This window comes from Amycolatopsis sp. NPDC049252 (genome assembly GCF_043197175.1).
Lineage (GTDB): Bacteria > Actinomycetota > Actinomycetes > Mycobacteriales > Pseudonocardiaceae > Amycolatopsis.
In genome coordinates this window covers 35,427-58,375 of record NZ_JBICSQ010000009.1, presented here as the reverse complement: position 1 = coordinate 58,375, position 22,949 = coordinate 35,427, and the positions used below count along the sequence as shown (strand labels likewise).

The 22,949-nt window shown below is 72.5% G+C and carries 20 protein-coding genes; 11 read left to right on the top strand and 9 right to left on the bottom strand.

The window, feature by feature from the left end:
* Positions 1 to 24: 24 nt before the first annotated feature.
* The 3 genes from ACGFMK_RS14300 (at position 25) to ACGFMK_RS14290 (ending at position 6,215) form a co-directional block, all read left to right on the top strand.
* Positions 25 to 2,070, top strand: a complete 2,046-nt coding sequence (locus ACGFMK_RS14300) for an acyl-CoA dehydrogenase family protein (RefSeq protein ID WP_392762133.1) — start codon at positions 25 to 27, stop codon at positions 2,068 to 2,070.
* 240 nt (positions 2,071 to 2,310) lie between these two features.
* Positions 2,311 to 5,055, top strand: coding sequence for a DEAD/DEAH box helicase (locus ACGFMK_RS14295; protein ID WP_392762130.1), 2,745 nt, complete (start codon positions 2,311 to 2,313; stop codon positions 5,053 to 5,055).
* Positions 5,055 to 6,215, top strand: coding sequence for an SWIM zinc finger family protein (locus ACGFMK_RS14290; protein ID WP_392762128.1), 1,161 nt, complete (start codon positions 5,055 to 5,057; stop codon positions 6,213 to 6,215). Before ACGFMK_RS14295 ends, ACGFMK_RS14290 begins: the two co-directional genes overlap by 1 nt.
* On the opposite strand, the gene ACGFMK_RS14285 is transcribed toward ACGFMK_RS14290, so the two are convergent.
* A complete protein-coding gene (locus ACGFMK_RS14285) occupies positions 6,209 to 7,441 on the bottom strand; it encodes an alpha/beta hydrolase (protein WP_392762126.1) in 1,233 nt (410 codons plus the stop codon). The two genes, ACGFMK_RS14290 and ACGFMK_RS14285, sit on opposite strands and share 7 nt — an antisense overlap.
* A 65-nt stretch (positions 7,442 to 7,506) precedes the next feature.
* Here ACGFMK_RS14285 and ACGFMK_RS14280 point away from each other — a divergent pair, with 65 nt between their 5' ends.
* Positions 7,507 to 8,895: a wax ester/triacylglycerol synthase family O-acyltransferase gene (locus ACGFMK_RS14280; protein WP_392762123.1), complete on the top strand. Its 1,389-nt coding sequence runs from the start codon at positions 7,507 to 7,509 to the stop codon at positions 8,893 to 8,895.
* Here ACGFMK_RS14280 and ACGFMK_RS14275 read toward each other — a convergent pair.
* Positions 8,876 to 9,376 (bottom strand): nitroreductase family deazaflavin-dependent oxidoreductase, encoded by a 501-nt coding sequence (locus tag ACGFMK_RS14275; RefSeq protein WP_392762120.1) that lies wholly within the window; start codon positions 9,374 to 9,376, stop codon positions 8,876 to 8,878. The genes ACGFMK_RS14280 and ACGFMK_RS14275 overlap by 20 nt on opposite strands.
* 9 nt (positions 9,377 to 9,385) lie before the next feature.
* Complete coding sequence (locus ACGFMK_RS14270; protein ID WP_392762118.1) at positions 9,386 to 10,270, bottom strand: alpha/beta fold hydrolase; 885 nt, start codon at positions 10,268 to 10,270, stop codon at positions 9,386 to 9,388.
* An 86-nt stretch (positions 10,271 to 10,356) separates the two neighbouring features.
* Here ACGFMK_RS14270 and ACGFMK_RS14265 point away from each other — a divergent pair, with 86 nt between their 5' ends.
* The 6 genes from ACGFMK_RS14265 (at position 10,357) to ACGFMK_RS14240 (ending at position 15,715) form a co-directional block, all read left to right on the top strand.
* Complete coding sequence (locus ACGFMK_RS14265; RefSeq protein ID WP_392762116.1) at positions 10,357 to 11,403, top strand: acyl-CoA dehydrogenase family protein; 1,047 nt, start codon at positions 10,357 to 10,359, stop codon at positions 11,401 to 11,403.
* A 5-nt stretch (positions 11,404 to 11,408) separates the two neighbouring features.
* Positions 11,409 to 12,563 (top strand): acyl-CoA dehydrogenase family protein, encoded by a 1,155-nt coding sequence (locus tag ACGFMK_RS14260; protein ID WP_392762113.1) that lies wholly within the window; start codon positions 11,409 to 11,411, stop codon positions 12,561 to 12,563.
* Positions 12,560 to 13,474 (top strand): bifunctional MaoC family dehydratase N-terminal/OB-fold nucleic acid binding domain-containing protein, encoded by a 915-nt coding sequence (locus ACGFMK_RS14255; protein WP_392762110.1) that lies wholly within the window; start codon positions 12,560 to 12,562, stop codon positions 13,472 to 13,474. Before ACGFMK_RS14260 ends, ACGFMK_RS14255 begins: the two co-directional genes overlap by 4 nt.
* Positions 13,471 to 13,857: a MaoC family dehydratase gene (locus ACGFMK_RS14250; protein WP_392762107.1), complete on the top strand. Its 387-nt coding sequence runs from the start codon at positions 13,471 to 13,473 to the stop codon at positions 13,855 to 13,857. The genes ACGFMK_RS14255 and ACGFMK_RS14250 overlap by 4 nt, the downstream gene beginning before the upstream one ends.
* Positions 13,854 to 15,023, top strand: a complete 1,170-nt coding sequence (locus tag ACGFMK_RS14245) for a lipid-transfer protein (protein WP_392762105.1) — start codon at positions 13,854 to 13,856, stop codon at positions 15,021 to 15,023. The genes ACGFMK_RS14250 and ACGFMK_RS14245 overlap by 4 nt, the downstream gene beginning before the upstream one ends.
* A 140-nt stretch (positions 15,024 to 15,163) precedes the next feature.
* Complete coding sequence (locus ACGFMK_RS14240) at positions 15,164 to 15,715, top strand: DUF5134 domain-containing protein (RefSeq protein ID WP_392762103.1); 552 nt, start codon at positions 15,164 to 15,166, stop codon at positions 15,713 to 15,715.
* A gap of 15 nt (positions 15,716 to 15,730) precedes the next feature.
* Here ACGFMK_RS14240 and ACGFMK_RS14235 read toward each other — a convergent pair whose 3' ends face one another.
* From ACGFMK_RS14235 to kstD, 6 genes are all read right to left on the bottom strand, one after another.
* The gene (locus tag ACGFMK_RS14235) at positions 15,731 to 16,183 is read right to left on the bottom strand and encodes a riboflavin kinase (RefSeq protein ID WP_392762101.1); all 453 of its coding nucleotides are present in this window, start codon (positions 16,181 to 16,183) and stop codon (positions 15,731 to 15,733) included.
* 105 nt (positions 16,184 to 16,288) lie between these two features.
* A complete protein-coding gene (locus ACGFMK_RS14230) occupies positions 16,289 to 17,134 on the bottom strand; it encodes a MaoC/PaaZ C-terminal domain-containing protein (protein ID WP_392762099.1) in 846 nt (281 codons plus the stop codon).
* A 9-nt stretch (positions 17,135 to 17,143) separates the two neighbouring features.
* On the bottom strand, positions 17,144 to 18,175 hold the full coding sequence (locus ACGFMK_RS14225; RefSeq protein WP_392762096.1) for a 2Fe-2S iron-sulfur cluster-binding protein: 1,032 nt from the start codon (positions 18,173 to 18,175) through the stop codon (positions 17,144 to 17,146).
* Positions 18,168 to 18,425: a hypothetical protein gene (locus tag ACGFMK_RS14220; RefSeq protein WP_392762093.1), complete on the bottom strand. Its 258-nt coding sequence runs from the start codon at positions 18,423 to 18,425 to the stop codon at positions 18,168 to 18,170. Before ACGFMK_RS14220 ends, ACGFMK_RS14225 begins: the two co-directional genes overlap by 8 nt.
* The gene (locus ACGFMK_RS14215) at positions 18,422 to 19,564 is read right to left on the bottom strand and encodes a Rieske 2Fe-2S domain-containing protein (protein ID WP_392762090.1); all 1,143 of its coding nucleotides are present in this window, start codon (positions 19,562 to 19,564) and stop codon (positions 18,422 to 18,424) included. The genes ACGFMK_RS14220 and ACGFMK_RS14215 overlap by 4 nt, the downstream gene beginning before the upstream one ends.
* Entirely contained in the window at positions 19,561 to 21,225 is a 1,665-nt protein-coding gene (kstD, locus tag ACGFMK_RS14210; protein ID WP_392762088.1) for a 3-oxosteroid 1-dehydrogenase, read from the bottom strand. The genes ACGFMK_RS14215 and kstD overlap by 4 nt, the downstream gene beginning before the upstream one ends.
* 112 nt (positions 21,226 to 21,337) lie before the next feature.
* Here kstD and ACGFMK_RS14205 point away from each other — a divergent pair, with 112 nt between their 5' ends.
* The gene (locus ACGFMK_RS14205) at positions 21,338 to 22,936 is read left to right on the top strand and encodes an FAD-binding protein (RefSeq protein ID WP_392762085.1); all 1,599 of its coding nucleotides are present in this window, start codon (positions 21,338 to 21,340) and stop codon (positions 22,934 to 22,936) included.
* Positions 22,937 to 22,949 lie beyond the last annotated feature (13 nt).

Genomic DNA, 22,949 nt, shown 5'->3' with positions numbered 1-22,949 from the left:
GTCCACCCCACGCGAGGAGCCTCGATGCCGGTCGCGCTCACCGACGAACAGACCGCCCTCGCCGCGGCGATCCACGCCTGGTCCGCCGCCCATCGGCCGCTCGACGCCGTGCGAGCGGCCGAAACCGGCCCGCCGGCGGCGATTCCCGCGGGCTTCGCCGACCTCGGCCTGTTCGGCGTCGCGCTGCCCGTCGCCGTCGGCGGGGCCGACGGCAGTATCGCCGATCTGGCCGCCGGGCTCGCCGCAGCGGCCGAGAACCTGGTGCCGGGCCCCGTCCTGAGCACCGCCCTGGGTGGGCTCCTGCTCGCTTCGGTGGCCGAAGCCAAGGAGCTGCTCCCGGCGCTCGCCGAGGGGACGGCGACGATCGCGGTGCTGCTGGACGAGCCCGCCGACGGCGTCCCCGTGCCCGGCGCGCACCCGGACTCCTGGCTGCTGGTGCCCTCCGGCGAGGGGCACGTGCTGCTCGCGCCGGGCACCCCCGGCGTCACGATCGAACCGGTGGCGCCGGTCGACTTCTCGCGGCCGCTGGCACGGGTCCGGATCTCCGAGCTTTCCGGTGAGCTCCTGACCCTGCCGCCGGTGGCCGAGCTCGCGGCGACCCTGGCCGCGGCCGAGGCCGCCGGGGTGGCGCGGCGGACATTGACCATCGCCGTCGAGTACGCCAAGGTCCGCGAGCAGTTCGGTCAGCCGATCGGGGGATTCCAGGCGATCAAGCACCTGTGCGCCGAGATGCTCTGCCGCGCCGAAGCGGCCGAAGCGCTGGCCTGGGACGCCGCGAACGGGCAGCACCCGCTCTCGGTGGCGAGCGCGGCCGTCGTCGCCCTCGACGCCGCCGTCGCCAACGCCAAGGACTGCGTCCAGGTGCTGGGCGGGATCGGGTTCACCTGGGAACACGACGCCCACCTCTACCTGCGCCGGGCCGTCGCGCTGCGGCAGTGGCTCGGCGGTACCGGGCCGTGGCGGCGCCGCGCGGCCGCCCTCACCCTCGCCGGGACCGAACGCACGCTCGGCGTCGACGTCGGGGACGACGTCTCGCTGAGTGAGGAGGTCGCGCGGATCGCCGCGCTGCCCGAGGCCGAGCGGCGGGTCGCGCTGGCCGACGCGGGGTTGCTGACGCCGCACTGGCCGGTGCCCTTCGGCCGCGGTGCCGACGCCGCGGCCCAGCTGCGGATCGACGGGGCGCTGGCCGACGCCGGCATCCATCGTCCGGACCTGGTCATCGGCGCGTGGGCGGTGCCGACCATCCTCGAGCACGGCAGCGACGAGCAGCGGGAGCGGTTCGCCCGGCCCACCCTGCGGGGTGAGCTGACGTGGTGCCAGCTGTTCAGCGAGCCCGGCGCCGGGTCCGACCTGGCCGCGCTGCGGACGGCGGCCCGCCGCGTCGACGGCGGCTGGCGGCTGAGCGGGCAGAAGGTGTGGACGTCGCTCGCCCGCGAGGCCGACTGGGGGATCTGCCTGGCCCGCACCGACCCGGCCGCGCCGAAGCACAAGGGCATCACGTACTTCCTGGTCGACATGCGCGCCGAGGGCATCACGACGCGGCCGCTGCGCGAGATCACCGGCGAGGCCGTGTTCAACGAGGTCTTCCTCGACGACGTCTTCGTGCCCGACGCCGACGTCGTCGGCGAGCCGAACGGCGGCTGGCGGCTGGCGCGCACCACCCTGGCGAACGAGCGGGTCGCCCTCGGCGGCGGGTCCGCCGTCGGCGAGAGCGTGCAGCAGCTGGTGTCCACAGTGGACGCCTCGGCGCTGGACGACGTGGCCCGCGACCGGCTCGGCGAGCTGGTCGCCCAGGGCGTCGCGGGCTCGGTGCTGGACCTGCGGGCGGCCCTGCGCCGCCTCGGCGGCCAGGACCCGGGCGCGGAGTCGAGCGTCCGGAAGCTGCTCGGGGTCCAGCACCGCCAAGACGTCGCGGAGTTCGCCCTGACCCTGGCCGGCCCCGCCGCCCTGGCGGCCGGCCACCCCGCACACCACGAGTTCCTGCTGACGCGCTGCCTCTCGATAGCCGGCGGCACGACCCAGGTCCTGCGCAACCTCACCGCAGAACGCCTGCTGGGCCTCCCGCGCTGAGTCCCGTCCCCCATCACACGAGATCCGGCCCAGTCACGCGAGTGCGGGCTCTGATCTCGCCTGTCGTCCCTCCCATCACAGGTGAAGCCCGCCCCATCACGTGAACCGACTCTCCAGGTACGTGAGCCGACCGTCCGGGTACGGGACTTCGTGGGGTGAGTTGCGTGACGAGACGGTGCGAACGGCCCGTTCGTACCGCCGGGCCCGAAACTGTCGGGGCGGTGTTCTAGCGTTGCGGGCGTGGAGTTCAGCGCACAGACCCAGGCCACCTACCTTCCCTCGGACCCGCCGAGGGAAGGCGTGCTGGCGTTGTGGGGCGAGGGCGTCTCCGGCGGCACCACGATCGAGCTCGTGCTGCCCCGGGGTGCGAAGTTCGCGCGGACGAAGGTCGACGCCGAGCTCGTCCCGCTCGAACGCGCGCTGCCGCGGCTGCTGACCGTGGGGGAGGAGGCCAGCCCGGCCCTCGCGGCCTGGTCGGCGGCCGTCAACGCCGGGGTGAACCTCGTCGCCCGGGGGCGGCTGCGTCCGGGCGTGACCGCCGGCGGGGTCGGCTCGTGGCGGATCGGGCCCCTGGACGCCGCGGACGAAGAGCTACTGCGCGGGCTGGCCGGCGCGTTGCCGCCGGAGGCGTACGCGCTGCCGTTGACCGGGCTGAAACGCATCCGGCTGCACTCGCCGGATTCGCTGGTGCGCGCGCTCTGGGACGCGACGGCCGACCTGCTGGTGCGCAGCCCGGCGGCGCCGGTCGGGGCGGGCGATCCGGCGTTCGCGGCGCGGGAACCGGCGCTGCTCGGCCCGGACGGCGCGGCCTGGCTGGCCGAGCTGGAGGAGCGTGAGCCGCGGGGCGCGCAGCTCATCCTGCGGGTCGAGGCGCGCGGCGAAGACGCGTTCGCCGGGGTGCTGGCGGTGCGCAGCACGGCCGAGGCGAGCCTGGTCGTCGAGGCGGCGACCCTGTGGGACGCGCCGGACGCGGTGCTGAACCGGCTCGGCGACCAGGTGGAGACGCAGCTGCTGCTGGGTCTGCGTCGCGGTGCACGGGCGTGGCCGCCGCTGGGCCGGGTGCTGGCCGAGTCCGCGCCCGCCGAGCTGCCGCTGTCGGACGACGACGTCGTCGACCTGCTCACCGACGGCAGCCGTGACCTGGGCGGCGCCGGGATCGAGGTGCTCTGGTCGAAGGGCCTGTTCGCGGGCGAGGTCAAGGCCAAGGCGAGCGCGACGCAGGCGCCGGCGAGTGTCACGGGCCCGGACTTCGCGCTGCGGACCATGCTGGAGTTCCGCTGGCAGCTCAGCCTGGGCGGCGAGCAGCTGACCGAAGCCGAGGTCACGGCGCTGGCGGAGGCGAAACGGCCGCTGGTCCGGCTGCGGGGCCAGTGGGTCCGCGTCGACCCGCAGCTGCTGGCCAAGGTCCGCGGCCGCAGCCGCAAGCTCGAAGCGGGCGAGGCGCTGGCGGCGGCGCTCACCGGCGAGCTGGAGCTGGACGGCGAACGGGTCGAGTTCGCGGCCCCGTCGGTGCTGGGCGGGCTGGCCGAGCGTCTCCGCGAGCGCCCGGGCGAGCGGCTGGGCCCGCCACCGGGCCTGCAGGCGACCCTGCGCCCGTACCAGCAGGCGGGCCTCGCGTGGCTGGCGACGATGACCGGCCTCGGCCTGGGCGCGTGCCTGGCCGACGACATGGGCCTGGGCAAGACGATCCAGCTGATCGCCCTGCACCTGCACCGCCACTGCCTGGTGGACCACGGCGGGCCGACCCTCGTCCTCTGCCCGACGTCCCTGCTCGGCAACTGGGAGCGTGAGTTCGCCCGCTTCGCGCCCCACATCCCCGTCCGGCGGTTCCACGGCGGCAGCCGGCACCTCGACGACCTGGCCCCCGACGAGGTCGTCCTGGCCACCTACGGTGTCCTGCGCCGGGACCGTGAGACACTGTCCGAAGTGGACTGGGGCCTGGTCGCCGCGGACGAGGCGCAGCACGTGAAGAACCCGCTGTCGGCCACGGCCAAGGAGCTCCGCAAGGTTCCCGCGCGGGCGCGGGTGGCGCTCACCGGCACCCCGGTGGAGAACCGGCTCACCGAGCTGTGGTCCATTGTGGACTGGACGACGCCCGGGCTGCTCGGCCCGCTCGACCGCTTCCGCCGCACCGTGGCGCGGCCCATCGAGCGTGACCGGGACAAGGCGGTGACCGAGCGGCTCGCCACGACCGTGCGGCCGTTCCTGCTGCGGCGCCGCAAGAGCGATCCGGACATCGCCCCGGAGCTGCCGCCCAAGACCGAGACCGACCGGTTCGTCCCGCTGACCGCCGAGCAGACCACGCTGTACGAGGCCGTGGTGCGGGAGAACCTGGCCGAGATCAAGGAAACGCAGGGCATCCAGCGGCGCGGGCAGGTGCTGCAGCTGCTCACCGAGCTCAAGCAGATCTGCAACCACCCGGCGCAGTTCCTCAAGGAACCACACGGCGCGCTCGTCGGCCGATCGGGCAAGCTCGCCGCGTTCGAAGAACTGCTGGACGTCATCCTCGACGAGGGTGAGAGCGTGCTCGTGTTCAGCCAGTACGTCCAGCTGTGCAAGCTGCTCCGGCGGCGGCTGGAGGACCGCGGGCTGCCGGCCGAGCTGCTCTCCGGCGAGAGCTCGCCCGGGCAGCGCCAGGACATGGTCGACCGGTTCCAGGCGGGGGAGATCCCGGTGTTCCTGCTCTCGCTGAAGGCCGGTGGTGTCGGGCTCAACCTGACGAAGGCCACGCACGTGATCCACTACGACCGCTGGTGGAACCCGGCGGTGGAGGACCAGGCCACCGACCGCGCCTACCGGATCGGCCAGGACCGGCCGGTCCAGGTGCACCGGCTGATCGCCGAAGGCACGCTGGAGGAACGGATCGCCGTCGTGCTCGAGAAGAAGCGCGGGCTGGCCGAGTCGATCGTCGGCGCCGGGGAAGACTGGATCACCGAGCTGTCCGACGACGAACTGGCCGACCTGGTGCGGCTCGGGAGCGGGTGATGGCGCCGAGGCGCAACTTCGGCACCACGTGGTGGGGCCGCGCGTGGGTCGACGCCCTGGAGCAGCGCGCGAAGCTCGACCCCAACCGGCTGCCGCGCGGGCGGACGTACGCGCGCCAGGGCACGGTCAGCGAGCTGGCGGTCGGTGCCGGGGCGGTGAGCGCCCGGGTGCGGGGCAGCCGGCCCCAGCCGTACCGGGTGACGATCACCATGCGCACCTTCACCGACGGCGAGTGGGACACGCTGCTGGGTGTCGTCGGCACGCAGCTCGGGCACGCGGCGGCCCTGCTCGACGGTGAGCTGCCGGGCGCGCTCGCCGAGCAGGCCCGCGAGGCGGGCGCCGACCTGCTGCCGGGGCCGGGTGACCTGCGGCCGCGGTGCTCGTGCCCGGACTCGGCGAACCCGTGCAAGCACGTGGCCGCGGTGTACTACCTGGTCGCCGACGAGGTGGACCGCGACCCGTTCGTGCTGTTCCTGCTGCGCGGGCGTCCCCGGGCGGACGTGCTGGCCGAGCTGCGCGCCCGCCGTGCGCCGGCGCGGGGAGAGCGGCCGAAACTGCCGAAGCTCACGGACCAGGGGCTCTCGCCGAAAGCCGCCTACGCCCGGCGGCCGGGTGCCATCCCGGCGCTGCCGCCCCCACCCCGCACCGCGGGACCCCCGGCGGTGCTGGACCTGGACCCACCGGCCGGCACCGGCTGGACGGCGGCGGGCCTGTCCGCGCTGGCCGCGGACGCGGCCTCCCTGGCCCGCGACCTCCTGGTCGGTGGCGCGACAGCAGCTGACCTGACGTTCGAAGAGGACCTGGCCCGCCGCGCGGCCGGCCGCACCCCCGCCGAGGTCACGGCGCTGGCCGAGGCGGCGGCCGTGCCGCCCCGCGACCTCGCGCGGTGGGCGGAGGCCTGGCGCGAAGCAGGCCGCGGCGGCCTGACGGCCCTGCGCGAGACCTGGCAGCCGGGCCCCGGCCCGCTGTCCGAAGCCCAGGCCGTCCTGGCCGACGCGGGCCTGCCGGGAGCACCCCGAACCTGGCGCAACCGGCTCACCCAAGGCGGCGTCCAGCTCCGCTACGGCCGTGACGCCCGCTGGTACCGCTTCGTACGCTCAGGCACCGAGTGGCGCCTGGACGGCCCGCCTTCGGCAAGCCCGGTGGACCTGGCCTACTGAGCGGCCTTCCACTGCAGATACGTGTGGTCCAGGAACCGCGCCACCCCGCGCACGACGTGCGCGCTCCGGACCGAGGTGAACACGTCGAACGCGTGCTGCGCCCCCGCCAGTTCCGCGTACGCCACCGGGTTCTTCGACTTCTCCCGCAGCCGCCGGACGAACTCCCGCGCCTCCCGGACCGGTACCAGCGAATCGTCGCGGCCGTGGATCACGAAGAACGGCGGTGCCTCCGACGTGATCCGGTCCAATGGCGATGCCGCGATGTAGTCGTCCAGGTGGTGCGCCGGATCGCGGTCGGCCGCGAACACCCGCCGGGCCAGCAGGCTCTCCAGGCGGTACTTGCTGGCCGGGGAACCGGACGTCGCCGCGAAGTCGTACACGCCGTAGTGCGGCGCGGCCGCCTGGACGCTCGTGTCCGCGTCCTCGAAACCCGGCTGCAGCGCCGGGTCGTTCTGGGTCAGCGCCAGCAGCGCCGACAGGTGCCCGCCCGCCGACCCGCCGGTCACCGCGACGAACCGAGGGTCGCCGCCGTACGCGGCGATCTCCGAGCGGATCCACGCCAGTGACTGCTTCGCCGCGACGATGTGCGCCGGCCAGCGGTGCGTCGGCGAAAGGGGGTAGTTGATCGCGACGCACACCCAGCCGCGGCGGGCCAGGTAGCGCATCAGCGGCCGGCCCTGCTCCTCCTTGTTGCCGATCACCCACGCGCCGCCGTGGACCTGCAGCAGCACGGGCGCACCGGTCACCGGCTCGGACGGGCGGTAGACGTCCAGTAGGAAACGCTTGCCGCCCGGGGCGTAGGCGATGTTGCGGTCGACCTGGACGTCCGGCGCGCCCATGCGGAACGGCAGGGCCAGCTCGCTCCACGGCAGGCCCAGGTCGGAGCGGCCCAGCTCGTCCGCGTAGCCGTCGCCGAGGGCCTCGCGAAGCGCGCGCTCGATCTCCTCGCGGGCGCCGTGGCCTGTGCGGATCGACGCGCCGAGGCTCACCGCCGTGGCCGCGGCCAATCCAAGACCCACCTGAGTCGACCGGTCACGCGCGCCGTGGCGCGCCAGGTGGACGGCCGTGTCCGCGGCCGTCAACGCCAGGAACTGGGGCGCGAGCTCGCTCGTCAGCCATCCGGCGAAGAACACCGGGACCGACGTGGAGCGCGCCCGCAGCGGGCGGAGGGCGTTCGCGGCGAGGCCGAGCTGGACCGTACGGCGGATCAGGAAGTTCGGCTGCACCCCCGCCATGGTACCGACGAGTAGGGTGACGCGCCGCTCACGGGAAGTGGCTTAGGCTGGCAGGCATGCAGAGACTGAGCGGCCTCGACGCGAGCTTCCTCTACCTCGAGACGTCGTCGCAGGTCCTGCACGTCTGCGGCCTGATGACCCTCGACGGCTCGACCGTCCCCGGCGGCTACACCTTCGCGAAACTCAAGCAGCGCCTGGAAGAACGGGTCCGGGTGATCCCGGCATTCCGCCGCAAACTGCACAATCCACTCTGGAACCTCAGTCACCCCGTGTGGGTCGAGGACGAGGACTTCGACCTCGACCACCACGTGCACCGCATCGGCGTGCCCGCCCCCGGCGACCGCGTCGAGCTGGCCGAGCTGTGCGCCCACATCGCCGGGCAGCAGCTCGACCGCGCGTACCCGCTGTGGCAGCTGTACGTCATCGAAGGCCTGGCCAACGGCGAGATCGCGGTGCTGCTGAAGATGCACCACGCGAGCGTCGACGGCGTGAGCGGCGCCAGCCTGATCACCTACCTGGCCGGGGTGGAGCCCGACGCGCCCGCGCCGGAGGTCACCGAGCGGGCCAACTCGAGCGTCCCGGCCGGGTTCGACATCCTGCGCTCCAGCGTGTTGAACGTCGTGAAGGGGCCGCTGGAAATCGCCCGGCTGCTGCCGGACCTGCTGGAGCTCGTTCCGCGCTGGCTCGGGAAGGCGTTGCAGGGCAAGGGAATGCCGATCCCGTTCACCGCGCCGAGGACCTCGCTCAACGGCACGATCACCGGCCACCGCAGCGTCGCGTACGCCCAGGTCGACCTCGACGACGTCAAGCACGTGAAGAACGCCTTCGGGGTCACGGTCAACGACGTCGTGCTCGCGCTGGTCGCCGGCGCGCTGCGGGAGTTCCTGTCGGAGCGGGGTGAGCTGCCCGAAGACCCGCTGGTCGCGACCGTCCCGGTGTCCGTGCACGACCGGACCGAACGCGACCACGGCAGCAACAAGGTCTCCGCGTTCTTCGCCTCCCTGCCGACGCACCTGGCCGACCCGGCCGCGCGGGTGTTCTTCCTCGCCGAGGCCAACCGGCTGTCGAAGGACCACCACTACGACATCGACGCCGACATGCTGCAGGACTGGGCCCAGTTCTCCGCGGCGACGGCGTTCGGCATGGCGGTGCGCGCCTACTCGGCGCTGCGGCTGGCCGAGAAGCACCCGGTGGTGCACAACCTGGTCGTCTCCAACGTGCCCGGCCCGCCGATGCCGCTCTACCTGCTCGGCGCGCGGATCACCGGCCTCTACCCGCTCGGGCCGGTCTTCCACGGCGCCGGGCTGAACGTCACCGTGCTGTCCAACGCGGGCAAGGTGCACGTCGGCCTGCTCGGCGCGCGAGAGCTGGTCAAGGACCTCTGGCCGCTCGCCGACGCCCTCCCGGACGCCCTCGCCGAACTGCTCAAGGCCGCGCCGGGCTGAGCACCACGACCGGGATCTCCCGTTCGGTCCACGCCTGGTACTTGGCGAAGTCGGCGTACAGCTCGACCAGCCGCGGCCAGAGTTCGGCGCGTTCCTCCGGCCCGGCGACCCGCGCGGTGACGGAGACGTCGCGGCGGCCCTTGAGGTGAACGCGGGTCTCGGGGTGCGCGACCAGGTTGAAGTACCACTGCGGGTGCTTCGGCAGGCCACCCTGGGACGCGACGATGACGACGTCCTCACCGGAGCGCAGGTACAGCAGCGGGGTGGTGAACAGCCGCCCCGACTTGCGGCCGCGGTGCTCCAGCAGCAGCGTCGGCACCGGTTGGCGGAACCCGGCGCCGACCCGCCACTTGCTGCCGACGCGCCCGCCGGTCAGCCGGAAGACCGCGACCTGGGCCCTCGCCCCGTACTTCATCGCCGCCGCCGTGACCGGCGAGTCCAGGCCGTCCGGGGCTTGTTCGGGCAGGCTGAAGCGTCCCATGTGAACTCCTTAGCGAGCGTGCACCGACGTGACCGCGGCCAGTAGCGCGGGCACGAACTTGGCGGCGGCCAGGACGCAGGCGGCGTGCCCGGCCGGGATCTCGTAGGTCGCCGCGTCCGGGATCCGGCGGGCCAGGGCGCGCTGGTGGTCCGGGGCGATGAAGCGGTCCCGGGTGGTCACGACGACCGCGGTCGGCAGCCGCAGCGTGTGCAGCCACGGTGTCGAGTCGAACCGGCCGATCTCGTCGACGGCGACCGCGATCTCCCACGGCGTGGTCGAGCGGAACTCCCGCAGCGCCCACCGGTGGTCCTCGAGCCGCGCCAGCCGTTCGCGTCGCGGCTCGCCGGGGATCGTCCCGAGCCGGACGCGCTCGCGCAGCTGCGTCAACGTCCGCCCGAAGACGTCGAGGGCGACCCGCTGGCGCAGGCCGCGGCGGAAGTTGCTGGCCGTCGAGCAGAGCACCAATCCGGTAACACGTTCTGGTTCGGAGTGCGCGACGAGCTGGCCGACCATCCCGCCCATCGAGTAGCCGCCGACGGCGAACCGCTCGATGCCCAGCGCGTCGGCGACGGCGGTGACGTCGGCGGCGCAGTCGGCGAGCCGGAACTCCGGTGACCGGATGCCCTGCCCGTGCCACCGCTGGTCGAACACGACGACCCGGTAGTGCCGCGCCAGCCGCTCGAGGGCCGGGTACCAGGTCAGCAAGCCGGTGCAGGCCACCGAGTGCAGCAGTACCAGCGCGGGCGCGTGCCGCGGGCCGACGTCGGTGACGACCGTCTTGCCGCGGCCGGGCAGGTCGAGGGGGACCGGGTCGGGCACGCCGGCGGTCGGCGGCACGGTGACCAGCCGCCGGGTCGCGCGCCAGCCCGCGCTGCCCGGTTCGATCACCGGCATTCCGCTCCTCCAAGGGGTTGCCGTCCAGGACGTTTACGGCTAAGACTAGAACAGGTTTCAGTATTGCGCCGATCCGGAGGACAGGCGTGGACTTCACCCTTGACGATACGCAGACGGAGATCGGCGCACTCACCGCGAAGGTGCTGAGCACCGACGACCCCTGGCGTGCCCTCGCCGACGCGGGCCTGCTGGCGCTCGCCCTGCCGCCCGACCTGGAAGGCGACGGCTTGGGCGTCGCGGAGGTCGCCCAGGTGCTGACCGAGGTCGGCCGCGTCGCCGCGCCCGTGCCCGCCTACGCCGCACTCGCCTTGGGAGTGCTGCCGGTGGAGACGCTCGGCACGCCCGGGCAGCGCGCGAAGCTGCTGCCGCAGGTCGCGGCGGGGGAGTCGCTGCTCACCGCGGCGCTGCACGAGCCGTCCGCGCCCTTCGCCGCTCAGCCGGCGACGACCACCCGGGCGGGTGACGGCCACTGGCTGCTCAGCGGCGTGAAGACCGCCGTCCCGTACGCCGGGGAGGCCGCCCGGATCCTGACGCCCGTGACGACCCCGAGTGGCACCGCCGTCTTCCTGGTCGACCCGCGCGCCGACGGCGTCACCCTGGTTCCGACCCGCACCTCCGCCGGGACGCCCGAGTGCACGGTGCGCTTCGACGACGTCGCCGTCGAGGAGTCCGACCTGCTCGCCGACCAGGGAGCGGTCGCGACGCTGCACCGGTTCGCGCTGGCCGGAGCCTTGGCCCTGGGTGACGGGCTGCTGGCCGGAGCGCTCGCGCTGACCGTGAAGCACGTCGGCGAGCGGACCCAGTTCGGCCGTCCGCTCGCGACGTTCCAGGCGGTGGCCGGCCAGATCGCGGACGTCTACGTCGCCGCGCGGACCGTGCACCTGGCCGTGACGTCCGCGGTGTGGCGGCTGGCTTCGGGCCTCGACGCGGATGCCGAACTGGACGTCGCCGCCTACTGGCTCGCCGAGCGGGCACCGGTCGCGCTGGCGACCTGCCACCACCTGCACGGCGGCGTCGGCGTCGACGAAACCTATCCACTGCACCGGTATTCGTCGATGGTCAAAGATCTCGGCCGGGCGCTCGGCGGCACCGCGCACCGGCTCGGCAGGCTCGGCGAACGAGTGGCGGGGTGAGTGGGATGCACGTCGAACTGACCGCGGCGCAACAGGAACTGCGCACCGAGCTGCGCGCGTACTTCGCCGGGCTGATCAGCCCGGAGGAACGCCAGGCGATGCGGCGCGAACGTCACGGGCCGGTGTTCCGCGAGATCGTCCGCCGGATGGGCCGCGACGGGCGGCTCGGCGTCGGCTGGCCGGTGGAGTACGGCGGTCAGGGCTTCGGCGGGATCGAGCAGCACCTGTTCGTCGACGAGGCCTCCCGAGCCGACGTCCAGCTGCCGTCGGTGACGCTGCAGACGGTCGGGCCGACCCTGCAGCGGTACGGCACCGACGAGCAGAAGTCCTTCTTCCTGCCCAAGATCCTGGCCGGGGAGATCCACTTCGCCATCGGCTACACCGAGCCCGAGGCCGGCACCGACCTGGCGGCGCTGCGGACGACGGCCGTGCGCGACGGCGACGAGTACGTCGTCAACGGCCAGAAGATCTTCACCACGGGCGGTCACGACGCCGACTACATCTGGCTCGCCGTGCGGACCGCGCCGGACGCGCCGCGGCACAAGGGCATCTCGATCCTCATCATGGACACGAGCGACCCCGGCTACTCGTGGACGCCGATCATCACCTGCGACGGCGCCCACCACGTCAACGCGACGTACTATTCGGACGTTCGCGTGCCGGTGAACCGGCTGGTGGGCACGGAGAACGAGGGCTGGCGGCTGATCACGACCCAGCTCAACCACGAGCGGGTCATGCTCGGCCCGGCCGGGCGGATCGGCGGCCTGTACGACCGGCTCCACGCCTGGGCCGCGGCCCACGCGCTGCTGGACCTGCCCGACGTGCGGGCCGTGCTGGCCGAGACCCTCGCCGTGGCGCGGATCAACGAGCTGCTGAACTGGCAGGTCGCCGCGTCGGCGGCGAGCGCGCCGGTCGTCGTCGCCGACGCGTCCGCGACGAAGGTGTTCAGCTCCGAGGTCATCCAGCGGATCGGCCGGTCGATGGAGGAACTCGTCGGACGGCACGGCGACCTGGCCGATCCGGACACCGCCGAACTGGCGGAATGGCTGGACCTGCAGGCGAAACGCAACATCGTGCTGACGTTCGGCGGCGGGGTGAGCGAGATCCAACGGGAGCTGATCGCGTCGATCGGCCTGGGACTGCCGAGGGTGCCACGATGACCGACAAGATCACCGCAGCTGCACAAGAGATCGCCGCGCGGGGGGAGTGCGCGCCGCGGCTCGCGCGCGACCCGGTCAACCAGGCGATGGTCAACAACTGGACCGAGGCCATCGGCGACACCAACCCGGTGTACGTCGACCCGGAGTTCGCCGCGACGAGCGTCCACAAGGGACTGGTCGCGCCGCCCGCGATGGCGCAGGTGTGGACGATGGGCGGCCTGAACGTCCCGCGCGGCAGCGACGACCCGCTCGGCCTGATGATGGAGCTGCTCGACGAGGCCGGGTTCACCTCGGTCGTCGCGACCAACTCCGAGCAGACCTACCACCGCTACCTGCGTCACGGCGAGCAGGTCGAGGCGCGCACCGCGCTGGAAAGCGTGGTCGGGCCCAAGAAGACCGCGCTGGGCGAAGGCTGGTTCGTCACCACGCGCGTGACCTGGTACGTCGAGGACGAGCCGGTCGCGGAGATGATGTTCCGCGTGCTCAAGTTCCGCCCGCCCGCGCCGAAACCGCCGCCGGCGCCGGTGCTGCGGCCGGTGATCAGCAAGGACACCGAGTTCTTCTGGGACGGCCTGAAAGCGGGCGAGCTGCGGATCCAGCGCTGGGGTGAGACGTTGCGCCACCCACCGGGTCCGATGCCGCCGGACGGCGACCTCGACGCCAAGCCGGACTACGTCGTGGCGAGCGGCCGCGGCACGGTGTTCAGCTACGTCGTGCACCACCACCCGCCGGTACCCGGGAAGACCCTCCCGTTCGTCGTGGCCCTCGTGGAGCTGGAGGAGGGCGTTCGCGTGCTGGCCGAGCTGCTCGACGCGGCCCCGGAAGAAGTCCACATCGGACTCCCGGTCGAGGCGGCCTTCGTCGCGGTGGACGACGACCTGACCCTGCCCGCCTGGAAGGTGGCCCGATGACCGTCGCCGAAGGAACCGAGCTGCCGCCCCTGACGATCGAGGCGACCCCGACGTTCGTGGTCAGCACCGCGCTGGCCACCCGCGACTTCCAGGACGTCCACCACGACCGGGATTCCGCGGTCAACCGCGGCTCCAAGGACATCTTCCTCAACATCCTCACCGACACCGGCCTGGTGCAGCGGTTCGTGTCGGAGTGGGCCGGGCCGGAAGCGCTGATCCGGTCGATCAAGATCCGGCTCGGCGTGCCGTGTTACGCCTACGACACGCTGACGTTCACCGGCCGCGTCGTCTCGTGTGACGGCCGGGACGCCGTGGTCGCGGTGTCCGGTGTGGACAGTCTCGGCGAGCACGTCGCCGGGACGGTGGAGGTGACCCTGCCGTGACGCTCTCGGGCAAGGCGGCCATCGCCGGCATCGGCGCGACCGAGTTCTCAAAGGACTCGGGACGCACCGAGCTGCGGCTGGCCGCGGAATGCGTGTCGCACGCACTGGCCGACGCCGGGCTCAAGCCGTCCGATGTGGACGGATTGGTCTCGTTCACCATGGACGGCAACGCGGAGATCGCGCTCGCGCGCGAGCTGGGCATCCCCGAGCTGAAGTTCTTCAGCCGCATCCACTACGGCGGCGGTGCGGCGGCGGCGACCGTGCAGCAGGCCGCGATGGCCGTGGCGACCGGCGTCGCCGACGTCGTGGTCGCCTACCGCGCGTTCAACGAACGCTCGGGCATGCGCTTCGGCCAGGTGTCCTCGGCCGCGGCCGGCCAGGTCAACTCCTCGGGCGTCGACAACGCCTTCCACTACCCGATGGGCATCGCGACCCCGGCGGCCACCGTCGCCATGGTCGCGCAGCGCTACCTGCACGACTACGGCGCCACGAGCGAAGACTTCGGCCGCATCGCGGTGCTCGACCGCAAGCACGCGGCGACCAACCCGAGCGCGTGGTTCCACGGCCGGCCGATCACCCTCGAGGAGCACCAGGGGTCGCGCTGGGTCGCCGAGCCGCTGCACCTGCTCGACTGCTGCCAGGAGAGCGACGGCGGGGTCGCGCTGGTCGTCACCAGCGTCGAACGCGCCCGGGACCTGGCCCACGCGCCCGCGGTGATCGCCGCGGCGGCGCAGGGGAGCGGGCCGGACCAGTACGTGATGACCAGCTACTACCGCGACGACCTGGCCGCGCTGCCGGAGATGGGCGTGGTGGGCCGGCAGCTGTGGGCGCAGTCCGGGCTGGGACCGTCCGATGTGGACGTCGCCGTGCTGTACGACCACTTCACGCCGTACGTCCTGATGCAGCTGGAGGAACTGGGCTTCTGCGGTCGCGGCGAGGCGAAGGACTTCATCGCCGACGGCGTGCTGGAGCTGGACGGCAAACTGCCGCTGAACCCGCACGGCGGCCAGCTCGGCGAGGCCTACATCCACGGCATGAACGGCATCGCGGAGGGTGTCCGGCAGCTGCGCGGGGACGCCGCCAACCAGGTGCGGGACGTGTCCCGGGTGCTGGTCACGGCGGGGACGGGAGTGCCGACGAGCGGGCTCGTCCTCACGAGTGACTGACGGTCCCCCTGGTGGGTCAACGGGTGTCACCTCATTGACGGCTGGTGTGCGTCCCCGCCGGATGTCACGGTGGAGGGACCATTCGCGACGCACAGTGAGGCCGCCATGCGTGAACCCGCCGAGCCGCCGGCCGTCGCGTGATGGCGGGCGTGGACTGGGCGCTGACCGTGGTGTTCGCCGCCCTGGCGCTGCCCTGCCTGCTGCGGCTGGTCCGCCTCGACTACGTCCGCCTCGGCCACGGCGTTCGCAACGGCGACCTGGCCGAGCTGCTGCTCGTCGTCGCGATGGTGGCGATGCTCTCGCCGGTCGGCGGCCCGATCCCGGCGGCCGGCTGGCAGGCGGTCCTGGTGCTGACGGCGGGCTGGTTCGCGCTCGCGTGGTGGCGCGGCCGCGAGTCCGGCTGCGCGCACCACGCGCTGTCCGCGGCGGCCATGCTCTACATGGTCACGGCGATGCCGCACGACGGCATGGGGCACGGCCCGTGGCTGACGATGTCCACAATGGACGCCCGGCTGGCCGCGCCCCTGGTCGCGGTGGCCGCGGCGGCCTACTTCGTCTTCGACGCGGCGCGCACGGGCGTGCTCATGGTGCGGGGCCCGGTGGCGGCGGCGTCGGGTCACGCGTCGCGCGCGGCCTGCCGGGTGGTGATGGGCGCCGGGATGGGCTACCTGCTGCTCGCGGCGGCCCTGTGACCATGCAAGACGTGACTATCCGGGGATGTGCCGGACCTCGCCGAGCGGGCTGTCCCCGGGTTCCGGCAGCGAGGCGGCGGGGTGCTCGGCGGTCCACTGCGTCGCGACGGCGATGTCGTTCTTCAGGGCGGTGATGAGGTCCTCGGCGGAGGAGTAGGCCTGCTGGTCGCGCAGGTGGGCGCCGAGCCAGACGACGAGCGTCTCGTCGTAGAGGTCGCCGGCGAACTCCAGCAGGTGCGCTTCGAGCAGCCGGTAGCCGTCGGCGCCGTAGTAGGTCGGCCGCCGCCCGACGGACACGGCCGCCGCGACATGGGTGCCGTCGCCGCGCTGCACCCAGCCGGCCCACACGCCGTCCCCGACGGACCCGTCCTGGTCACGGAGAGCGATGTTGGCGGTGGGAAAGCCCAGCTCCCGGCCGCGCTCGTCACCGTGCTCGACCGTGCCCCGCACCACGAAGTATTCCGGCATCGTGTTCCGTCCTCCCGAGGTCGCTCCCGTCCACGGTAGCGCGCCGGTGACCGGGCGATCACCACCTGGACAGGAGTGACGTGGACCACCCCGGGGCAGGGACCCTCAGGCGAACGTCAGGACCGTGTCCGTCAGCACCGGCGCGTCCTCGCGTTCGACGGCCGACGTGCTGACCAGCAGGCGGTCGTCGCCGCGCCAGATCCGGGTGCGCAGGGTCTCGCCCGGGAACACCACCCCGGCGAACTTCGTGGCGAACGAGCGCACCCGCGACGGGTCGCCGTCGAGGAACTCGTTGATCAGGACCCGCGCCACCACGCCGTACGTGCACAGCCCGTGCAGGATCGGGCGCGGGAAGCCCGCGGCCGAGGCGAACGCCGGGTCCGCGTGCAGCGGGTTGCGGTCGCCGCACAGGCGGTACAGCAGCGCCTGCTGCGGCAGTGTCGGCGTGTCGAGGACGAAGTCCGGGTCGCGGGTCGGCCACTCGATGCGGTCCGAAGGCCCGCGTGAGCCGCCGAAACCGCCTTCGTCGCGGGCGAAGATGCTCGACCGGGCCGTCCACAGAGGACGGCCGTCGGCCGACGTGACGTCGACCTCCTGGACGATCACCGCCGCCTTGCCCTTGTCGAAGACGTCCGCGACCCGCGAGCGGGCCACCGCCTCGCCCTCGACCGGGATCGGCCCGTGCAGGGTGATCTCCTGCTTGCCGTGCAGCACCTTCGCCAGGTCGATCTCCACCCCGGGGAACGACAGGGCCGGCGGTTCGAACACCCGCAGGTTGGCCGCGACCGTCGCGAACGTCGGGACGACCACCAGGTCACGCTCGTACGTGTAGCGCAGCTCCTCCGGGCCCGCGCCCAGCGCCAGGTGGTAGAGCAGCACGTCCGACGACGTCCAGGCGAAGCTCACTTCCCCGATTTCGGCGCCGATGGCGACGGCGGGATCGATGGGCACGGGGTGCTCCTATTCGTAGCTGATCGAGACGTCGTCGGTGACCGGCAGCGACTGGCAGGCGAGCACGATGCCGTCCGCGATGTCCTCGGCGTCGAGGACTTCGTTGTGCAGCATCTTCACCTCGCCCGACTCGATCCGGCACGCGCACGCACTGCATTGTCCCTCGCGGCACGAATACGGCGCGTCGAGCCCCGCCTCCAGCAGGTGGTCCAGCAGCTTGCGCCGGCGTGGCCACGCCATCGACCGCGTCTCGCCGTCCAGCGTCACGGTCAGCGACGCGGGAGCCTCGTCCGATTCTTCGACAGGCTCGGGCTCCGCGGATTCGAAGGGGTTGCCCGACAGCGACGTGAACTTCTCGATGTGCACCCGCTCCCGCGGCACGCCGAGCTGCCCGAGCGCCTCCCGCACGGCCGCCATGAACGGCGCCGGACCGCAGAGGAACGCCTCGTACGCCGTGAACGCGGAAGCCAGCCCGCGCAGCTGCGCGACGTCCGGCAGGCCCTGGACGCTCTCCAGCCAGTGCACCACGACGAGCCGGTCGCCGTAGCGCTTGGCCAGGGAGCGCAGCTCGCCGGCGAAGATCACCGACTGCTCGTCGCGGTTCGCGTAGACCAGCACCACGCGCCCGGATCCCTGCTCCAGCGCGGTCTTCAGGATCGCCATCACCGGCGTGATCCCGCTGCCCGCGGCGAAGAGCAGGAAGTCTTCGTCCACTGAGGACGGGGTGAACACCCCGGCCGGCGCCAGCACGTCCAGGGTCATCCCGGCCCGCAGCTCGTCGCAGATCCAGCTCGACCCGTAACCGCCGTCGGTGCGCTTGACCGTCACCTGCACGCGGTTCTCGTGCGGCGCGCTCGACAACGAGTAGCACCGCGCCACCGAACCGGTCCGCTCGCTCGGGATCCGCAGCGTCAGGAACTGCCCCGCCGAATACGTGAACGCCGACGCGTGCTCGCCGGGGATCTCGAACACCACCGAGCGCGCGTCCGGGGTCTCGACGACGACGTCGGCGACCGTCAGGGTGTAGACCCGCTCAGCCATCCGCGACCGCCAGCGTGCCCTCGCGCACCGCGTCGTCGATGCTGTCCGAGAGCTTCGGGCAGGTGTCGAGCAACGCGGTCGGGCCCTCGGCGTCGGCGAACACCGGGCAGCTCTCGGCGGCGTTCGTGATCCACTGGATGCTGGTGTGGTTGATGCTGTTCTTCTTCACCAGCACGCGGGTCCCGCAGCTGCGGCACTCGTGCGGCCGCAGCCCGCCGGTGAGGAACTCGACGGTCTCCGGCGTGCTCACACCTCGGCCTCCGCCTTCTGCCTGGCCAGGTTCTCCGCCACCTCGGCCGCCCACGCCTCGTTCGCCTTGGAAGTGTCCACTTCGAACTCGAAGCGCCGGGTCATGTCGTCGGTGACGTCGGCGGCGTCGACGTAGAACTGCTGGTACCAGCGGCGAAGCTGGTAGACCGGACCGTCCTCTTCGCACAGCAGCGGGTTCTCGATCTGCGTCTTGTGCTTCCAGATCTCGACGTCCTGCAGGAACCCGGCGCCGATGCCCTTGGCCAGCTTCGCCGCGATCTTGTCGGCGTGCTCGTCCGAAAGCCCGTCCTGCTTCTTGACCTTCATCCCGTACTGCAGCACGAACGACGTCGGCGTCACGGGGTAGTGGCAGTTGATCAGCACGCTCTGGATCTCGTAGCCCTGGAAGGAGTTCACCAGGTCGTTGATCATGTACGACGGCCCGAAGTACGACGCCTCCGACCGCAGCAGGTTGTCCTCGCCGCCGTAGTTGGACGCCATGCCCATGTCCGGGCGGCCCTTGGTGTTCAGGTACTGCGTCGCGATGTGGCCTTCGAAGACGTTCTTGAAGTACGTCGGGTACGCGTAGTGGATGTAGAAGAAATGGGCCATGTCCACGACGTTGTCGATGATCTCACGGCAGTTGGAGCCCTCGATGAGGATCGAGTCCCACGTCCAGTTGCTCCACTCGGAGCTGTAGGCCGCCTCGATCCGCGGGATCGCGAGCCCCTCCGGCGGCGGGTTGCCCTCGGGGTCGTGCCACACGAGCAGCTGGCCGTTCTGCTCCAGCGTCGTCCACGAGCGCGTCCGCGCGCGCAGCGGAACCCGCTTGGCGTAGGGGATCGCGACGCACTTGCCCTTGCCGTTCCAGCGCCAGTCGTGGAACGGGCAGGCCACCTCGTCGCCCTTGACCGTGCCCTGGGTGAGGTCGCCGCCCATGTGCCGGCAGTAGCCGTCGAGCACGTGCAGCTCGTCGTGGGAGTCCGCGAACACCACCAGCTTCGTGCCGAACGCGGTGATGGCGTGCGGTTTCCCGTCGCGGAAGCGCTCGGCCAGGCCGAGGCAGTGCCAGCCCCGGGCGAACCGGGCCGGTGGCTCGCCGGCGTAGATGGTCCGGACAGCGTCGGCTGCTTGCGTCATTGCTCGCCTCCCGTGGTCCTGTGATCTTCGTGGGCCAGCCGCGTCGCCGCAAGGTAGCCGAACACCATGGCCGGGCCGATGGTCGCGCCCGGCCCGGCGTACGTGCGGCCCATCACGGCCGCGCTGGCGTTGCCCGCCGCGTACAGCCCCGGCACGGCCGAGCCGTCCTCGCGCAGGACCTGCGCGTGTTCGTCGGTGCGCAGGCCGCCCTTGGTGCCGAGGTCGCCCGGCACGATCTTCACCGCGTAGTACGGCGCCTTGTCGAGCGGCCCGAGGCTGGGGTTGGGTTTGTTGCGCGGGTCGCCGTAGTAGTGGTCGTACGTGCTGAGCCCGCGCTGGAAGTCCTCGTCGACGCCGTTGCGCGCGAAGCCGTTGAACCGCTCGATGGTCGCCTCGAGACCATCCGCCGGGACGCCGATCTTCTCGGCCAGCCCGGCCAGCGAAGACGACTTCGCCGCGATCCCGGCCTTGAACCAGCGGCCGGGCAGCGGCTGGCGCGGCCCGATGCCGGTGAACATGTACCGGTCCTTGTAGCGCTGGTCGAACACCAGCCAGGTCGGGATGTGCTCGCCCGGGCCGTCACCCTCGCCGTACATCGCGTGCACGGCCTCGACGTACGGCGCCGACTCGTTGACGAACCGCTCGCCGCGCGCGTCGACCATGACGCACCGCGGCCGCGAACGCTCGGCCAGCGCGAACCACGGGCCGCCGGTGAGCGGCAGCGTCGGGCCCCACCAGGCGTCGTCCATCAGGTCGAGGGCGGCGCCGAGCTTGAGGCCGGCGGTGATGCCGTCGCCGGTGTTGGCGGCGGCGCCGACGGTCCAGTCGACGCCGATCGGCGCGCGCTGGTACTTCTCGCGCATCTCGAGGTTCTGCTCGAAGCCGCCGCTGGCGAGGATCACGCCGCGCCGGGCCTCGACGGTTCCCTGCGCGGTGACCACGCCGGTGACCCGGTCGCCCTCGACCTGCAGGTCCACCAGCGCGGTGTTGAGCCGGACGTCGACGTTCGCCCTGGTCAGGCCGATCCGCAGGCCGGCCGCAAGCGCTTGCCCCATGGCCAGCAGCCGCTGCCGGCGGAGCCGGCCGACCAGCCACTGCGTGCCGAGCGACAGCAGCCGGACGGCGCCGCGCGGGTGCCGGGCCAGCAGGCTCAGCCAGCGGTAGTCCGCCTGGGTGATCGGGACGCCGAGCGGGGGAGCGCTGTAGGGCGGTTCGAGGTGCGCGAGGTCGTCGCCGAGCAGGTGGCCGTCGAGCGCGACGGGCTCGACCGACCGGCCGCCGGGCCGCCCGCCGGGCGCCTCGGGGTGGTAGTCGCTGTAGTCGCGGACCCAGCGGAACTTCAGCGGGGTGTGGTCGCAGACGAACCGCAGCACCTCGGGGCCGTGGGCGAGGAACGCGTCGCGCCGGACGGCCGGGACGACGTCCCCGACGATCGAGGCGAGGTACTCGCGCGCCCGCTCGGGCGGCTCGTCGATCCCGGCGGCCCGCAGCGCGTGGTTGCCCGGCAGCCAGACCCCGCCGCCGGAGCGTGCGGTGGACCCGCCGAAGTGCGCGGCCTTCTCGAGGACGACGACGCTCAGGCCGCGGTGGGCCGCGGCCAGCGCGGCGGTCATCCCGGCGGCGCCACTGCCGACCACCACGACGTCGAACTGCTCCGTCATGCCACCTCACTTGTACCGTTACCTGTAACGTGTTCCACGAGACGAGTATCCAGTTGGGAGCCGCTTTCGGCCACCATAGACGAGAACGTGTTTCAGTTCTAGGGTGACGACCATGGACGAACTCGTCGCGGACGTGGTCATCGTGGGGTTCGGGGCGGCCGGCGCGTGCGCCGCCCTCGAAGCCGCCGACGCCGGTGCGGACGTCGTCATCGTCGAGCGCTTCGCCGGTGGTGGCGCCAGCGCGGTGAGCGGTGGCGTGGTCTACGCGGGCGGCGGCACCCGCCAGCAGCAGGACGCGGGCGTCGGCGACTCCGTCGACGCGATGTACGGCTACCTGCGCCTCGAAGCCGGGGACGTCGTCTCCGAAAAGACGCTGCGGCGCTTCTGCGAGGGCAGCCGCGAGATGATCACCTGGCTGGAAGGCAACGGCGTGCCGTTCGAAGGCAGCCTCTGCCCGTACAAGACGTCGTACCCGAGCGACAAGTACTACCTGTACTACTCCGGCAGCGAGGCCGCGGGCGGCTTCCGCGACGCGGCGGAACCGGCGCCGCGCGGCCACCGCGTCAAGGGCCCCGGCACGTCCGGGAAGATGCTGATGACCCGGCTGGCCGAAGCTGTACGCCGGCGCGGTATCCGCGTCCTGTCGCAGACGCGGGTGCGTTCGCTGATCATCGATCAGGGCGTGGTCACCGGGGTTGTCGTGGACACCTTGCGCAACGCGTCCGCCTCGGTGAAGGCCCGGCACCAGCGGCTCGCGCAGTACTCCGCCAAGCCCGGCATCTACGTCCCGTCGGTGCGGAAACCCCTGCACCGGCGGGTCGAACGGCTCGAACGCGCGCACGCCCGCGAGCTGCGGATCACCGCCCGCCGCGGGGTCGTCCTCGCCGCCGGTGGCTTCATCGCCAACCGCGAGATGGCCCGCGAGCACGCGCCCGCCTACCGCGGTGGCCTGCCGCTGGGGACGGCTGCCGACGACGGCTCGGGCATCCGGATGGGCGTCGAGGCCGGGGGAGCGACCGCGGAGCTGGGCCGGATCTCGGCGTGGCGGTTCGTGACGCCGCCGAGCGCGTTCCTCGGCGGGATCATCGTCGACGCCGGTGGCCGGCGGATCATCGACGAGTCGCGCTACGGCGCCGCGGTCGGTGAGCGGCTGATCGAGCAGCACGACGGCAAGGGCTGGCTGCTGGTCGACGCGCCGATCGTCGCCGAGGCCCGGCGCGACGGGAGCAAACAGAGCCAGTGGTTCCAGGGCCTGCAGCTGCGCTACCTCCTGCGGCGCGGGCGGGTCGTCGGATCGACGCTCGACGAGGTCGCGCGCAAGGCCGGGATCGACGCCGCCGGGCTGCGTGCCAGCGTCGAGGCCTACCACGGCGCCGAAGACCCGATGGGCAAGCCCGCCGAGTTCGCCCGGCGCCTGGACAACCCGCCGTTCTCGCTCATCGACGTCTCGGTGCGGCCCAACCTCGGGTACCCGACGCCGATGCTGACCCTCGGCGGCCTGGTCGTCGACGAGGACACCGGCGCCGTCCGGAGTGTGGACGGGCCGCCGATCCGCGGGTTGTACGCCGCCGGGCGCACCGCGGTGGGAATCTGTTCCAGGTCCTACGTCAGCGGTCTTTCGCTGGCCGACTGCGTGTTTTCCGGCCGCAGGGCGGGGATCAACTCGGCCCTGGCCCAGGGTGTTCTCGACAAAAACGAGAACGTGTTCTAGTCTTGCGGGAGTG